Annotated in this window: 13 protein-coding genes; 5 read left to right on the top strand and 8 right to left on the bottom strand. The window is 66.3% G+C overall.

Annotated features, from left to right (window positions below):
* Window positions 1-160: 160 nt before the first annotated feature.
* Entirely contained in the window at window positions 161-832 is a 672-nt protein-coding gene (locus ACIQ7H_RS08815; RefSeq protein ID WP_395790488.1) for a type II toxin-antitoxin system RelE/ParE family toxin, read from the top strand.
* Window positions 833-1,184: 352 nt separating this feature from the next.
* On the opposite strand, the gene ACIQ7H_RS08820 is transcribed toward ACIQ7H_RS08815, so the two are convergent.
* The 4 genes from ACIQ7H_RS08820 to ACIQ7H_RS08835 all read right to left on the bottom strand — a co-directional run bounded on the left by ACIQ7H_RS08820 (window position 1,185) and on the right by ACIQ7H_RS08835 (window position 5,263).
* Window positions 1,185-1,913 (bottom strand): peptidase, encoded by a 729-nt coding sequence (locus tag ACIQ7H_RS08820; protein WP_395790490.1) that lies wholly within the window; start codon window positions 1,911-1,913, stop codon window positions 1,185-1,187.
* A 145-nt stretch (window positions 1,914-2,058) separates the two neighbouring features.
* Window positions 2,059-3,027 carry an alpha-E domain-containing protein gene (locus tag ACIQ7H_RS08825; protein WP_395790492.1) on the bottom strand — a complete coding sequence of 323 codons (969 nt, stop codon included), beginning with the start codon at window positions 3,025-3,027 and terminating at the stop codon, window positions 2,059-2,061.
* A complete protein-coding gene (locus tag ACIQ7H_RS08830) occupies window positions 3,027-4,430 on the bottom strand; it encodes a circularly permuted type 2 ATP-grasp protein (protein WP_395790597.1) in 1,404 nt (467 codons plus the stop codon). Before ACIQ7H_RS08830 ends, ACIQ7H_RS08825 begins: the two co-directional genes overlap by 1 nt.
* A gap of 302 nt (window positions 4,431-4,732) precedes the next feature.
* Complete coding sequence (locus tag ACIQ7H_RS08835; RefSeq protein WP_395790494.1) at window positions 4,733-5,263, bottom strand: RDD family protein; 531 nt, start codon at window positions 5,261-5,263, stop codon at window positions 4,733-4,735.
* A 191-nt stretch (window positions 5,264-5,454) separates the two neighbouring features.
* Between ACIQ7H_RS08835 and ACIQ7H_RS08840 the strand changes: the two genes are divergently transcribed.
* Both ACIQ7H_RS08840 and sbcB read left to right on the top strand, forming a co-directional pair.
* Window positions 5,455-5,952, top strand: coding sequence for a DUF456 domain-containing protein (locus tag ACIQ7H_RS08840; RefSeq protein ID WP_395790496.1), 498 nt, complete (start codon window positions 5,455-5,457; stop codon window positions 5,950-5,952).
* A gap of 88 nt (window positions 5,953-6,040) precedes the next feature.
* The gene (gene sbcB / locus ACIQ7H_RS08845; protein WP_395790498.1) at window positions 6,041-7,477 is read left to right on the top strand and encodes an exodeoxyribonuclease I; all 1,437 of its coding nucleotides are present in this window, start codon (window positions 6,041-6,043) and stop codon (window positions 7,475-7,477) included.
* Window positions 7,478-7,565: 88 nt separating this feature from the next.
* On the opposite strand, the gene ACIQ7H_RS08850 is transcribed toward sbcB, so the two are convergent.
* From ACIQ7H_RS08850 to ACIQ7H_RS08860, 3 genes are all read right to left on the bottom strand, one after another.
* Window positions 7,566-8,627, bottom strand: a complete 1,062-nt coding sequence (locus tag ACIQ7H_RS08850) for an ERCC4 domain-containing protein (protein ID WP_395790500.1) — start codon at window positions 8,625-8,627, stop codon at window positions 7,566-7,568.
* Window positions 8,628-8,632: 5 nt separating this feature from the next.
* Window positions 8,633-9,388 carry a hypothetical protein gene (locus tag ACIQ7H_RS08855; protein ID WP_395790502.1) on the bottom strand — a complete coding sequence of 252 codons (756 nt, stop codon included), beginning with the start codon at window positions 9,386-9,388 and terminating at the stop codon, window positions 8,633-8,635.
* A 230-nt stretch (window positions 9,389-9,618) separates the two neighbouring features.
* A complete protein-coding gene (locus ACIQ7H_RS08860) occupies window positions 9,619-10,527 on the bottom strand; it encodes an alpha/beta fold hydrolase (protein ID WP_395790504.1) in 909 nt (302 codons plus the stop codon).
* Window positions 10,528-10,601: 74 nt separating this feature from the next.
* Here ACIQ7H_RS08860 and ACIQ7H_RS08865 point away from each other — a divergent pair, with 74 nt between their 5' ends.
* Both ACIQ7H_RS08865 and pcp read left to right on the top strand, forming a co-directional pair.
* Window positions 10,602-11,249, top strand: coding sequence for a hemolysin III family protein (locus ACIQ7H_RS08865; protein WP_395790506.1), 648 nt, complete (start codon window positions 10,602-10,604; stop codon window positions 11,247-11,249).
* Window positions 11,249-11,905 carry a pyroglutamyl-peptidase I gene (gene pcp, locus ACIQ7H_RS08870; RefSeq protein ID WP_395790508.1) on the top strand — a complete coding sequence of 219 codons (657 nt, stop codon included), beginning with the start codon at window positions 11,249-11,251 and terminating at the stop codon, window positions 11,903-11,905. Before ACIQ7H_RS08865 ends, pcp begins: the two co-directional genes overlap by 1 nt.
* 251 nt (window positions 11,906-12,156) lie before the next feature.
* Here pcp and pyrF read toward each other — a convergent pair whose 3' ends face one another.
* The gene (pyrF, locus tag ACIQ7H_RS08875; RefSeq protein ID WP_395790510.1) at window positions 12,157-12,879 is read right to left on the bottom strand and encodes an orotidine-5'-phosphate decarboxylase; all 723 of its coding nucleotides are present in this window, start codon (window positions 12,877-12,879) and stop codon (window positions 12,157-12,159) included.
* Between the last annotated feature and the right edge of the window lie 40 nt (window positions 12,880-12,919).

Genomic DNA, 12,919 nt, shown 5'->3' on the forward strand with positions numbered 1-12,919 from the left:
ACAGGCCGCAGCGGCGGTCAGGATGCGCTGCTTCACGGCTGCATTGAACTGGCGTCGGCTCTTGGTACGAGGAGCCAGCACTTCAACGGCGGAAGATGTTTCTGGCGGGCGAACCCGCAACGGCTTCGGCATGGGAGTCTCCGAACAAAGCCGCCCTAGAATGAGAGATAACGTGCTGCGTCACTGTCTCGTGGAGTGTAGGCGCGTAGGGCTGGCCGGCCACAAAGCGATGACCCGACAGCACCTGTGGGAGCGCTATCGCGAGGACCACCCCGACGGTCTACGCAACGCCCAGGGCATCCTGCGCATGTCGCGCGACTTCACGGCCGCACGACTGCAAGAAGCCTGCCGTCGAGCCTTGGGATTGAAGACACTCAGCTATCGCGCCGTACGCCGGCTGATCGAGCGTGTCGAAGCACCGCCCGCACCACAGCCCAACACCAGTCCAAATCGATGGCAAGCGCAGTGCTTGCTAGCACTTCAGAGTGGTCCGCACAGGGCGCTCATGGCAGCAGCCCGACACCTGAGCACAACGGGCTGCCGGATACAGCAGATCGATGCACACACCGCGCAAGAGCAACCGCAGTATGCAACCCAGCTCGTGGATCGACTCACGCGTCGGGTGGCGCAGTTGGCCCATCACCCCCACTCGGGAAGGATCGTGCTGGTGTATCGGCAGAATGAACTGCGCGAGTTGATCGAGTCCCGCCAGCGGATCAGCTACCGGCCCTTCGCCGAGCGCATCGATATCATCACGGTGCGCGATACCAGGCGTCGGCTGCCGCGCCGGCTGAGCGATCTGGAACGCCGCGGCATGGTTCACACCTGCTGATGCGAAGGGGGCATGGAAAATCCCGATTGCCTTGTGCCCAACGCGCCAAAGTTGTCACGCAAGGCCGGCCCAGGGCGTATGGCTGGGCCAACCCATCCGCTGCGAGGAGCAACGGGTATCGCCCGACACAAGAGATCGAGTGGTCGCCAGTCGCTGCTGCCTGCAGACCAAGACCTGCTTGCCAGACAGTTGAGCGGGGCGCGATGATCGGGTCCTGCCCGCCACACGCCAAGCGCGACCGTTGCCGCTTGTGGCTGCACGGCAACCGGCTTCACGCCCCTCCCCTTCAATGGAGTGCCGTCGGATAGCCCAGCACTTCCGTCTGGCGCCCTGTGACCGTCCAGCGCCGCATTTACGCCCACTCCGGCCCGCTCAGTCCAGAGAAGACCCGCCGCAGCCCTTCGCCCCACTGCTGGCGGATCAGGATCAGGTAGGGGTCGCCTTCTTCCAGTCGCTTCTGCAGTTCGATCGAGAAGCTGTCCTTCCGGTAAACCAGCACGTCCAGCGGCGGGCCGACCGAGATGTTGCTGCGCATGGTGCTGTCGAACGAGATCAGCGCGCATTTCACCGCGTCGTCGAGCGGTGTGCCCGGCACCAGCACGCGGTCGAGGATCGGCTTGCCGTACTTGACCTCGCCGATCTGGAAGAAGCTGGTGTCGTGCGAGCTCTCGATGAAGTTGCCTTCGGTGTAGACCATGAACAAACGCGGCGGCTCGCCCTGGATCTGCCCGCCGAGCACGAAGCTGGCCGAGGCGTCGATGTTGTTCTTGCGCATGTAGTCGCCATCGCGGCGCTGGATCTCGCGCATGGCTTCACCGATCAGGCAGGCCACGTCGTACATCGAATCGACATGCCAGACGCTGTTGGCGCCGCCCGCGCGGGCGCGCTGCTCGATCAGGCTGAGCACGTTCTGGGTCACCGACAGATTGCCGGCCGACAGGGTGACCAGCATGCGGTCGCCGCTGCGCGCATAGACGCGCATCTTCTCGAACTTGCCGATGTTGTCGACGCCCGCATTGGTCCGCGAGTCGGAAACGAACACCATGCCGGCGTCGAGGTTCATGCCGAGGCAATAGGTCATGGATTCAGGCGCTGCTGTAGAGGCGGAGGAGTGTAGCGGCGGCACCGCGGCGGCCCCAGCGTCGGCGGGCAGAGCGCGCAGCTGCGCGTCTGCTCGAAGACTGAGCGACCGGCGACGCGCGGGTCTGTACGCCAACGCACCGCCGCTAGGCCGCAACGATGTCGGTCGACATCATGAACTGGCGGTTGATGCCGTCGGAGATCGCATACAGCCGCGACATCACCGATTTCAGGAACGGGCTGGTGCCCTGCCCGAGCAGACTGTCCATGCGGCCATAGCGCAGTTCGGAGGCCAGCGCCCCACATTGGCGCACCAGCTCGGGCGCCTGCCCGCGACCGAGGCCTTCGACACTGCGATGGATGGCAGCCGTGCAGGACGCCAGCGATCGCGGCATGTCCGGCCGCAGCACCAGCATCTCGGCCACGCGGGCTGGCGTGATGGTGTCGCGGTAGATCTTGCGGTAGGTCTCGAACGCCGAGATCGCCTGCAGCAGGGCGCTCAAGCGGTAGTACTCGACCGCGCTGTGGGCCTCCTGCGAGGGCCGCTGGCGGGTTTCGCCGAAGTAGAGATCAAGCAGGCGCAGGGTGTAGTCGGCGCGCTCCAGAAAGGTGCCAAGGCTCAAGAAGGTGTAGGCCTCGTCGCGCACCAGAGTGCCGAGCGTGATGCCGCGGAAGGCGGCGGCGCGGCGCTTCATCCAGTCCAGAAACTGCGGCAGACCTTCGGCATTGAGCTGGTCCCAGTCGAAGTCGCGCACGCGCAGCCAGCTGGAGTTGATGTCCTCGTACATCTCGGCGCTGATCGCACCGCGCTGGGCCCGACCCGACTCGCGCGCGCCGTGCAGGCAGGCGTAGATCGAGCCGGGGTTGTCGGCATCGAAGATCAGGTACTGCAGCACCGAATGCTCATCCAGCCGGCCGTAGCGACGCGCGTAGTCTTCCTCGAAACCGAGCGCGCCGAGCGCGGCGCCCCAGGACTCGGTCAGCGCGCGGCCCTTTTCCAGGCGATCCGGCAACAGGGCGACACGGTGGGCGTAGTCGATCATTCGCGCGCAGTTGTCGACGCGCTCGATATGGCGCGCCATCCACAGCAGGTCACTCGCAGTTCGGCACAGCATCAGTCGGCCTCCACAACCCAGGTGTCCTTGGTCCCGCCGCCCTGCGACGAGTTCACCACCAGCGAGCCCTCGCGCAGGGCGACGCGGGTCAAACCGCCGGGCACGATGCGCACCTCTTCGCCGGACAGCACATAAGGACGCAGGTCCACATGGCGCGGCGCGATGCCGGCGGCGACGAAGGTCGGACAGGTCGACAGCGCCAGCGTCGGCTGGGCGATGTAGCCGGACGGATTGGCGAGGATGCGTTGACGGAAATCCTCGATTTCCTGCTTGGTTGACGCCGGACCCACCAGCATGCCGTAGCCGCCGGCGCCCTGGGTTTCCTTCACCACCAGTTCGGCCAGATGTTCCAGCGTGTACATGAGGTCATCGGCCTCGCGCAGCCGATAGGTCGGCACGTTGTGCAGGATCGGCGCCTCATCGAGGTAGAAGCGGATCATCTCCGGCACATAGGGATAGATCGACTTGTCGTCGGCAACGCCGGTGCCGATCGCATTGGCCAGGTTGACCCGACCGGCGCGGTAGGCACGCATCAGCCCGGGCACGCCCAGCATCGAATCGCTGCGGAACACTTCCGGGTCGAGAAAGTCGTCATCAACCCGCCGGTAGATCATGTGCACGCGCTGCAGGCCGCGGGTGGTGCGCATGTAGACGGTGTCGTCGCGGACGATCAGGTCCTGACCTTCGACCAGCTCGACGCCCATCTGCTGGGCCAGAAAGGCGTGCTCGTAGTAGGCCGAGTTGTAGGCGCCCGGCGTGAGCACCGCGACCGTGGGCTCCTCGCTGCCGGGTGAGGCCACCGAGCGCAGGATGTCGAGCAGCGCATCGGGATAGTCCTCGACCGGGGCGATGCTCTGGCGCGCAAACAGCTCCGGAAACAGCCGCATCATCATCTTGCGGTTCTCGAGCATGTAGGACACGCCCGAAGGCACGCGCAGGTTGTCCTCCAGCACGTAATACTCGCCGTCGCCGGCGCGCACGATGTCGATGCCGGCGATGTGGGCGTATATGCCGCCGGGCAGGTTCAGGCCGCGCATTTCGGGGCGGTACTGGGCGTTGAACAACACCAGCTCGCGCGGAATCAGGCCGGTTTCGACAATGCGCTGGGCGCCGTAGATGTCGCTCAGAAAAGCGTTCAGCGCGCGCACCCGCTGGCGCAGCCCGGCGTCCAGCATTTTCCACTCCTGCGCCGGGATGATGCGCGGAATGATGTCGAACGGAATCAGCCGCTCGGTGCCGGATTTCTCGCCGTAGACGGTGAAGGTGATGCCGACCCGGTGGAACGCGAGCTCGGCCTCGCGACGCTTCTGCGCAGTGCGCGGCTCGGGCGTGGTGCGCAGCCAATCCGAGAAGAACTGATAGTGCGGCCGCACCGGCGCATCCGCTTCCGGCCCCGCATGCATTTCATCGAAGAACACTCACACCCCCTGCGTGCTTTGGCCGATCCGCTTCCGTCCGTCTTCAGCCACTGCGGCGCTCTGCATCGATCTGCATGCGCCGCGGCTCGCGTGCTCCCCCGAGCACCGCGCTCGGCGGACGTGTTGCATCGCAATAGGACACAGACGCCTGAGGAGTTCAAGCCCGCGCGCTGTGCTTCAACCAAAGTCGCCGATGGGTCTGCACGCGCGAAGCCGTCCCAGAACGAACAAGGGCGGCCGCGCATGCACGCGGCCGCCCAGTCAGGAGCCAGAACTGGCTGCGAGGATCAGTCGGTCATCACCACGCGAGTGCCGGCGAGGAGGTCATGCAAGCAACGACGGTCGTCACGGAAGATAAACAGCACGTTGACGAGTCCGACCACGTAGCCGAGGAACGGAATCAGCTGTGCGAACTGGAACACTGCGTAGCGCAAGCCGAGCAGCTTGACGAACTCAGGCTTGTTGCCGTTTTCGTCGACGATACGCATCTTCAGAAGCTTCTTGGCGATGGTCTGACCAGAGCTGTGTAGGAAGTAGCCCTGCACCGCGACAAACACGACGAAACCCAGCACGACCGAACCGATCTGCATCAGCGGTCCCGGCTCAACCGCCTGCCCGGTAAACGCCGCACCAAGACCAAACACAAACGCGAGCGGAATGACCACGATCACCAGAATGATCGTGTCGATAACGGCGCCACCCAAGCGCAGCCAGCGCGAGGCCAGCTCACCGGTCACAGGCGCAGCATCCGCAACTCGCGCCTGCGGAGCAGCGTAGGGGTTGTGCGGCGCCTGTGGCGGGTTCTCGTTCGGTTCCATCGGTCTACTCCCTGGGAAAGCCGGTGCCTGACCGGCGACGTGCGAGTGTAGCAGTGTGAACGGATGTGACGACGGCCGACATGGTCATGCGAACAGGCGCCCACCTGAACCCGTGCACCCCGCTGGCTGTCACGCGGACGCCGCAACCTGCATCCTGTCGCCCTGTTTCCGCACTCACAGGATGTCCGCGCGTGGAGTTCTCCAACTACGTTCCAGCCTTGCTGCACACCCTCGCCGTTCTGCTGATCGTGGTCGGCCTGGCCGGTACCGTCCTTCCCGCCCTGCCCGGCATTCCGCTGATGTTCGGCGGCATGCTGCTGTCGGCTTGGGTAGGTGATTTCAGCCAACTGGGTTGGCCGACCTTGACCCTGCTCGGCGTGCTCACCGTGCTCTCGCTCGTGGCGGACCTAGTCGCCGGCCTGCTCGGTGCCAAACGCGTGGGTGCCAGCATGTGGGCCTTGGTTGGCGCTGCAATCGGCACCGTGGCGGGCTTGTTCTTCGGCCTGTTCGGCCTGCTGCTGGGGCCCTTTGTGGGCGCGCTGCTGGGCGAACTGATTGCCGGCAGCACCCTGCGCCGCGCCACCGATGTCGGAGTCGGCGCGTGGATCGGCTTCGTGGTAGGCGCGGTGCTGAAGGTGGCGATTGCGTTCGCGATGCTCGGCGTGTTCGTCTTCGCGCTGATCTTCTAGGGTGCTGGCCGGGCGGCGCGCTTCAATCGCCCCGACCGCGCCCATGCCCGCTTCGAATCCCGAATCCCGAATCCCGAATCCCGAACGAATGAAAGACAGCTTCCTCTGGTTCGACCTCGAAACCTTCGGCCGCAATCCGCGGCAAAGCCGGATTGCCCAGTTCGCCGGTCTGCGCACCAATGCCGAGCTTGAAGTGATCGACGAGCCGCTGATGCTGTATTGCCAGCCGGCGCTGGACCTGCTGCCCTCGCCCGAGGCGACCCTGATCACCGGCATCACCCCGCAGCGCGCGCACAGCGAGGGCCTGCCGGAACCCGAGTTTCTGGCCCGCGTTCACGCCGCCCTGGCCGAGCCCGGGACCTGCGGAGTCGGCTACAACAGCCTGCGGTTTGATGATGAGTTCATCCGTTACGGCCTGTACCGGAACTTCTTCGATCCTTACCAGCGCGAGTACGCGCGCGGCAACTCGCGCTGGGATCTGCTCGATCTGTCGCGCCTGCTGTATGCGCTGCGTCCCGAGGGCATCGAGTGGCCGCTGCGCGAGGACGGCCTACCCAGCTTCAAGCTCGAACACCTGGCGCGCGCCAACGGGCTCGGCCACAGCCGCGCCCACGATGCGCTCTCCGACGTCGAGGCCTTGATTGACCTCGCGCGACTGTTCCGGCGTGCGCAGCCGAAGATGTGGGACTACTACTTCGGTTTCCGCAAAAAGCAGCGCGCGCTCGGGCTGCTTGACGTCGCCCAGATGAAGCCGGTGCTGCACGTGTCCGGAATGTTCAGCGCCGAGCACGGTTGCGCCGCGATCGTGGCGCCGATTGCCGAGCACCCGGTGGTGCCCGGGCGGATCATCTGTTTCGATCTCGGCACCGATCCCCAGCCGCTCTTGGAGCTTGAGCCCGACGACATCGCCGATCGGCTCTATGTCGCCCAGGCCGATCTGCCTGAAGGCGAGCAGCGCATCGCGCTGAAGGAAATCCACCCCAACCGCAGCCCGGCCTTGGTCGAGCTGCGCCACGTCAGCGATGCCGAGCTGGCGCGCCTGAAGCTCGACCGGGCGCAGGCGGAAGTGCGTCACGCCCAGCTGCTGGAAGCCGAGGGGCTCGCCGCCAAGGTGCGGGCAGTGTTCGCGCGCGAACGCGACTTCGGCAGCGAGGACGCCGATGCCGCCCTGTATGCGGGTTTTCTGCCGGACGCCGATCGTGCGCTGTGCGAACAGATTCGCGCCGCCGCGCCAGCGCGCCTGGTCGACTTCGAACCGCGTTTGCGCGATGCGAGGCTGAAGACCTTGCTGTTCCGCTACCGCGCTCGCAACTATCCGCAAACGCTTTCGCTGTCCGATCAGGACCGCTGGCGCGAATATCTGCGCCAGCGTCTGGCGCCGGAGAGCGGGCTATCCGAATACAGCATTGAAGGCCATGCCGAGCTCATCGCCACGCTTCGACAGCAGCACGCTACGAATTCCGAAGTGCTCAGCTGGCTGGATGCGCTGGACGGTTGGCGCGGCGAAGTGCAGCTCGGGCTGTAGCTGCGCTGAGTACATGCGGCAAGCGCGTTGATCTTCGGCGCGAAGCAAACAGTGCGGTCATGATGACCCGACAAGCGCGCGCCTCGGGCTAACTCCGGCGCCAGCGCGCGCCCTTGCCGCGACCTTCGATCACCAGCTTGCCCTCGCTGCGCAGGCCGTCCAGCACACGCTTGATGCGCGCCGGCGCCAGCTGCGGAAACTGCGCCCGCAGCAGCGCGATCGGAAAGCCGTCCGGCAGTTCCTGCAGTGCGCTCAGGCGTATCCGCGTATCGAGGCCACCATCGGCGGGGCTGGCGCGGTAGTGCGCGGTGGCTTCGGCTACTTGCGGCAAACGCGGCTGGCGCAGTGCGCCCTGCACCGCCGCGAACCAGCGCTGGGTCCAGATGTTGGCCAACTTGCGGTTGCCGGCGAAGATGCACTGCACGTTCGGAAACAGCACCGGCAGTTCGGCCAACACCCGCAGCAGATGCGCCGCCGGCCAGCGACCGGACTTGTCGGCATCGCCGAAATCGGCGTACTGCGCCTCGATCACCAGCGCGGCATGCGGATAGTTCGCGAGTTCGGCCAACTGCTGGTGCAGGCCCTTCAACTCGCCCAGATCGGTCAGCAGGTTTTCAAGCGTCTTGCGCTCGACCACGGCGATGATGCGCTCATTGAAGATCAGTCCGTAGTCGCCCACCGGCAGCTTGCGGCGCTGCTCCTGCGCACCCGGAAAGCGCCAGGGATAGCGCTCGTGCGCGTCGATCACCACTTCGTAATCGTCGCGGGTGCTGAGCTCAACGCTCTTGGCGTTCTTGTGGCTGCGGGTGGCGGCCTCGGTGCGGAAGAACACCTGCTCGTAGCTGCCGCTGCCGTCGCGCAGCGGCTTCTCCAGAATCAGGAATTCGCAGCGCTTTCGCTGGGCGCGGTCGAGCGTGACCGAGATCTTGCGGCCGAGCCGGGTCAGGTGGGCCACCGCGACCTGCTCGATCGGCGTCAGCAGCTCATCGACCGGCGACTCGCGCTCGCGCAGGCAGAACACCTGGGTGCCGGCGCCCGGCCAGGCGGCCTTGGCGCGAAACGCGAACAGGGTGCGGCCGCCCTGTTCGATGACGATGCGAAACGGAAACTTGGGGTCCTGGGTGGTTTGCACCGTCCACGACGCCGACATTGCGCTCAGCTCCGCCGCGCGCGCGCGGCCACCAACTTCAGGCGGCGAATCCACTCGCCGTTGAGCTCGCGCGCATGCGCCGGCATACGCTGGGCCGAATTCAGCGATTCCTCGGCCAGGCTGGCGGCTTCGCTCAGTTCAGCCCAGTCCAGCAGGGCCTCGGCATAGCGAGCACGCGCCTCCAGCCCGGCGAAGCCGTGGATCACCGCCTCGAACTCTTCGCGCGCCTTGGCGCGATCACCGCTGGCGGCGACGGCTCGCGCATACACCAGATGCCCGCGCGCGGAGCGGAAATCCGGGCGTCGCAGAATCAGCGCGTCGAGCAACTCGCGCGCGCCGGCTGCATCGCCCGATTCAAGCAGCGCCTGCGCATGGCGCACGCCGATCTCGGGCTCATCCGCCTGCACACCCTGGCGCGCCTGTGCGTAGTGCGACAAGGACGCCTCTGCTTGGCCTGCCGCCAGCAGAGCATCGGCCAATCGTAGATGCGAGCCCGCACTCGGCGTCTGCTCCAGCGCCAGGCGCGCCTCGCGCAGCTCGCGGCCCGGGTTCAGCAGCCCGCTGGCGGTGCGCTGCACCGTGCGCAGCGTGCGGCTGCCGCGCATCTCCGGCAGCCACACGCCCAAGCCATAGACCAGACTGCCCAGCAGCGGGAATGCGAACAGGATGAACAACCAGTAGAACTCGCGGCCCGTGCGCAGGGCATGGATGGCGAAGTAGAGCGCGATCAGTACGTGCAGGCCGAGGCCGAAGATGTGCATGCGGGTGGGGCTCAGAAAGCGTTATGGATTTTCGAGTGCTTGCTCGGCGCGCTCAGGACAACCACAAGCGAGCATGCCTCGGCGCTCCGGGATGCAGCCGAACTACGAGGCCAGCGCGCCCCGAGCACCAGCCATCAGGAGAGACCCTGGTGCGAAACGAATCGAACAGGGCGGCAGACGCCCGGAAAACCACCGGATGACTGCAGTCGCGGCGGAGTCTAACAGCCCCTTCACGCGCCTGCTGACCGTGGCGCGTATGACGCGAGCAGGTGCTCGACCACCGCCTGCGGCTGCTTCAACCAGCCGAAATGATCGGCACGGCGCGGCGCGAAATCGGCGTCATGAAGGGTGTCGATTCGCCACTGCGCACGCGGCGACTTGCGCGCCAGTTGCTCCAGGGATGCTCGCGGGCACAGCCAATCGGAGGCCAGGTGCAGGCCTTGCACATCACCACGGAACTCCGTCAACGCAGCCTCGGGATCGAACGAGCTGCCGCGCAGGCGGTAACGGCCCTGCCGACCGCTATGCGCCCAGTCACGCATCAACCCGCGCGCCTCGCGGCCGGCGAATCCGAGTCGTTCACCGGGGTAATGGCCCAAGGCCACTGCGGTGGCCGGCAGCAGATGCAGCGCTGCCCAGATTCCAAGCCCATGCAAACGCGGATAGCTGCGCCAGTCCGGCAGGCCGCTGGCAACCAGGTGGACGCGCTGGAACAGCTTCGGCTGCAGCGCCGCGCTGAGCAGAGCCAGCTGGCCACCAAGGCTGTGCCCGGCAATCGACCATTGCAGCCCGGGCAGCGCTGATCGCGCGGCCTGCAGACCGGCCGGGATGTCGCCTTCGAGCAGCTCGCGATAGCCCCAGTCGCGGTCGCGTGCTGCGCGCAGGCTGCTGCTGCCGAGGCCACGCCACTCGTGGATGGCGACCGCAACACCGCGCTCGGCAAGCGCTGCAGCAAAGACTTCGTTCGGGCGGATGCCCACGCCCAGTGCGGGCAGCAGATACAGCGCCCGCGTCGGCTGCTCCGGATGAACCAAGCGCAGATCTGCGCTGGCGCCATCGCTGACACACACGCGCAGGGTGGTGAACGTTTGCTGCATCGCATTCATCGGCGCAGCCGTATTTGCTGAACTGGCGAGCATGCTAGCGCGCCGCATCGGCAGGCGTGACAAACTCCGCCAGCGCCCTGCGCTCCGTCTCACTGCATAGGATTGCCATGAACACCGCCACCCCGCTGCACCGCGAGGAGCTGTTCAACGCCTTCACCCACGGCATCGGTGCGTTCGCCAGCGCCGCTGCCGGCGCCGTGCTGATCACCCTCGCCGCACTGTGGGGCGATGGCTGGCAGCTGGCTGCCGCGATCATTTTCGTTACCACCCTGCTGCTGCTCTACATCGCCTCGACCCTGTATCACGCCGCTCGCCATGAGCAGCTCAAGGCACGGCTGAAGGTTCTCGACCACTGCGCGATCTTTCTGCTGATCGCCGGCACCTACACGCCGTTCACCCTGCTCGGCCTGCGCGACGGCTGGGGCTGGACCCTGTTCGCGGTGATCTGGGTGCTGGCGGTGCTGGGGGTGATCTTCAAGCTGTTCTTCACCGGACGCTTTCCACGTCTGTCGACCCTGATGTACATCGGCATGGGCTGGCTGGTGGTGATCGCGTTCGAGCCGATGCGCCAGGAGCTGGGCGCCGGCACCTTGATCTGGCTGTTCGCCGGCGGCCTGGCCTACACCTTGGGCACCGTGTTCTACCACCGCGATTCCCTGCCCTACGCGCACGCGATCTGGCATCTGTTCGTGCTGGCCGGCAGCGCATTCCACTTTGTCGCCGTCAGCACCCAGGTGCTGGCCACCACCTACTGATGGCGGGCCTGCCGCGGGTGCTGCTGACGGGCTTCGAGCCCTTCGGCGGCGAAGCGATCAACCCCGCACTGGAAGTGCTGCACGAGCTCAGCGGCGAGCGCATCGCCGGTCACCGGGTGGAACCTGCCGCGCTGCCGGTGTGCTTCGAGGCCGGCCCACGCGCGCTGATCGAGGCGATCGAACGGGTGAATCCCCGCTTGGTGATCTGCGTCGGGCAAGCCGGCGGGCGGACGCGGGTGTCGATCGAACGCGTGGCGATCAACCTCGCCGATGCGCGGATCGCCGACAACGCCGGCGCCCAGCCGATCGACCACGCACTGATCGAAGCTGCACCCGTGGCCTACTTCAGCAGCCTGCCGGTGAAGGCGATCCACGCCAGCCTCAACCAGCACGGCGTGCCGGCCGAGATCTCGCTGTCAGCCGGCACCTTCGTCTGCAATGCGGTGTTCTTCGCGCTGATGCATCACCTCGCCCAGCGGCGGCCACAGGTGCGCGGGGGCTTCATCCACATTCCCTACTTGCCCGAGCAGGCCTGCCGCCATGCCGGCGCGGCCAGCATGGCGCTGGGGACGCTGAGCAAGGGCCTGGGGATCGCCATCGGCACGGCGCTGGAGACGCCCACCGACCTGCGCATCGCCGGGGGCGTGGAGTGCTGAGCGGCGGCCCGCGTGATCACCTCAGGCGCAAACAAAACGGGAGCCACTGAGGGCTCCCGTCAAACTGGCTGATGCCGCCAGTGTTGTATTTTTTTGGCGCCGCGTGCGCGGTCGCTCTGCAGGGTGCTCGCTGATGGCTTTGGAACCGTCAGTTGGCGAGCGCAAGACTAGACCATGCAAGCACTTGATGCAATACCTGAGCTGTGTTTTGCATCAAGCTGAAAATACAGGCCTTTTTGTCACGCCCCCACTCATGCAGCCGGCACCGCCGCCTCGATTTCGTCGACCAAGGCGTCCGCGGCCAATCGGGGATCCGCCGCCTGACGGATCGGCCGCCCCACCACGATGTAGTCCGCGCCGTTGGCGAAAGCCGCCGCAACACCCACCGTGCGCTTCTGGTCATCGCCGCCAGGACCGTTGGGGCGAATGCCCGGGCAGACGATCAGGAAATCCTTGCCGCGCGCCGCCCGCAGGCTCGCGGCCTCCTGTCCAGAGGCGATCACCCCGTGACATCCAGCCGCCTGTGCCGCCTGCGCGCGCGTCAACACCTGTTCTGCCGGCGAACGGGTGATGCCATCGGCGCTGAGATCACCCGCATCCATCGAGGTGAGCACGGTGACCGCGAGGATCTTCATCGCCCCGGCGGCCCCGGCGGCCTCGGCCGCGGCGCGCATCATCGCCGGCTGCTGGCCATGGATGGTGCAGAAATCGACCGGGAAGCGGGCCAGTCCGCGTACGGCGTGCCCAACGGTCGCCGGCACGTCGTGAAACTTGAGATCCACGAAGATCCGCTTGTCCTGCTCGGCGAGATAGTCGAGGACGCGGAAGTAGTCGCCCGAGGTCAGCAACTCCAGCCCGATCTTGTAGAAGGCGACGCTGTCGCCCAGGCGCTCGATCCACGCATGCGCCTCGCGCGCGGTCGAGACATCCAGCGCAAAAATCAGACGCTGTCGGGCGGGGACGATGCGGCTCATAAGGCTCTCCGAAACGGCGGACGACGCGCATTGTAGGTGG

It is taken from the genome of Aquimonas sp. (assembly GCF_044377145.1).
GTDB lineage: Bacteria > Pseudomonadota > Gammaproteobacteria > Xanthomonadales > Xanthomonadaceae > Aquimonas.

What these genes read in the sequence shown, in the direction of transcription:
- ACIQ7H_RS08815 (WP_395790488.1), top strand. Translation starts at nt 161, where the DNA reads ATGAGAGATAACGTGCTGCGTCACTGTCTCGTGGAGTGTAGGCGCGTA.
- ACIQ7H_RS08820 (WP_395790490.1), bottom strand. Translation starts at nt 1,913, where the DNA reads ATGACCTATTGCCTCGGCATGAACCTCGACGCCGGCATGGTGTTCGTT.
- ACIQ7H_RS08830 (WP_395790597.1), bottom strand. Translation starts at nt 4,430, where the DNA reads ATGCATGCGGGGCCGGAAGCGGATGCGCCGGTGCGGCCGCACTATCAG.
- ACIQ7H_RS08855 (WP_395790502.1), bottom strand. Translation starts at nt 9,388, where the DNA reads ATGCACATCTTCGGCCTCGGCCTGCACGTACTGATCGCGCTCTACTTC.
- ACIQ7H_RS08835 (WP_395790494.1), bottom strand. Translation starts at nt 5,263, where the DNA reads ATGGAACCGAACGAGAACCCGCCACAGGCGCCGCACAACCCCTACGCT.
- ACIQ7H_RS08825 (WP_395790492.1), bottom strand. Translation starts at nt 3,027, where the DNA reads ATGCTGTGCCGAACTGCGAGTGACCTGCTGTGGATGGCGCGCCATATC.
- pcp (WP_395790508.1), top strand. Translation starts at nt 11,249, where the DNA reads ATGGCGGGCCTGCCGCGGGTGCTGCTGACGGGCTTCGAGCCCTTCGGC.
- ACIQ7H_RS08865 (WP_395790506.1), top strand. Translation starts at nt 10,602, where the DNA reads ATGAACACCGCCACCCCGCTGCACCGCGAGGAGCTGTTCAACGCCTTC.
- sbcB (WP_395790498.1), top strand. Translation starts at nt 6,041, where the DNA reads ATGAAAGACAGCTTCCTCTGGTTCGACCTCGAAACCTTCGGCCGCAAT.
- ACIQ7H_RS08850 (WP_395790500.1), bottom strand. Translation starts at nt 8,627, where the DNA reads ATGTCGGCGTCGTGGACGGTGCAAACCACCCAGGACCCCAAGTTTCCG.
- pyrF (WP_395790510.1), bottom strand. Translation starts at nt 12,879, where the DNA reads ATGAGCCGCATCGTCCCCGCCCGACAGCGTCTGATTTTTGCGCTGGAT.
- ACIQ7H_RS08860 (WP_395790504.1), bottom strand. Translation starts at nt 10,527, where the DNA reads ATGCTCGCCAGTTCAGCAAATACGGCTGCGCCGATGAATGCGATGCAG.